2 protein-coding genes are annotated in these 294 nt (G+C 74.8%); both read left to right on the top strand.

Annotated elements, in window-relative coordinates; genetic code table 11:
* The first annotated feature begins 6 nt into the window (after positions 1-6).
* Positions 7-159 (top strand): hypothetical protein, encoded by a 153-nt coding sequence (locus B8460_RS10570; RefSeq protein WP_373855804.1) that lies wholly within the window; start codon positions 7-9, stop codon positions 157-159.
* Between the two features lie 9 nt (positions 160-168).
* The coding region (locus tag B8460_RS10565) for a bifunctional hydroxymethylpyrimidine kinase/phosphomethylpyrimidine kinase (protein ID WP_199445611.1) at positions 169-294 on the top strand (126 nt) is incomplete at its 3' end.

Genomic DNA, 294 nt, shown 5'->3' with positions numbered 1-294 from the left:
GGCCGGCTGCTGATCCGCCCGAGCGGCACCGAGCCGGTGGTGCGCGTGATGGCCGAGGCGCCGGACGAGACGCTGGTGCTGCGCACCGTGGATGCCGTCTGCGCCGCGCTGGCCACGGCCACGACCGCATCGCCGGCGCCCGTGTCCGCCGCCGGCTGAGCACGGGCGATGCGGGGGCGGGTACTGGTCATCGCCGGCTCCGACAGCGGCGGCGGGGCGGGCATCCAGGCCGACATCAAGACGATCACGGCGCTCGGCGCTTATGCCGCGACGGCGATTACCGCGCTTACAGTG

The sequence above is a fragment of the Acidisphaera rubrifaciens HS-AP3 genome, assembly GCF_000964365.1.
Lineage (GTDB): Bacteria > Pseudomonadota > Alphaproteobacteria > Acetobacterales > Acetobacteraceae > Acidisphaera > Acidisphaera rubrifaciens.
Note: the sequence above shows the minus strand (reverse complement) of the source record. Positions and strands in the feature narration are given on the sequence as shown.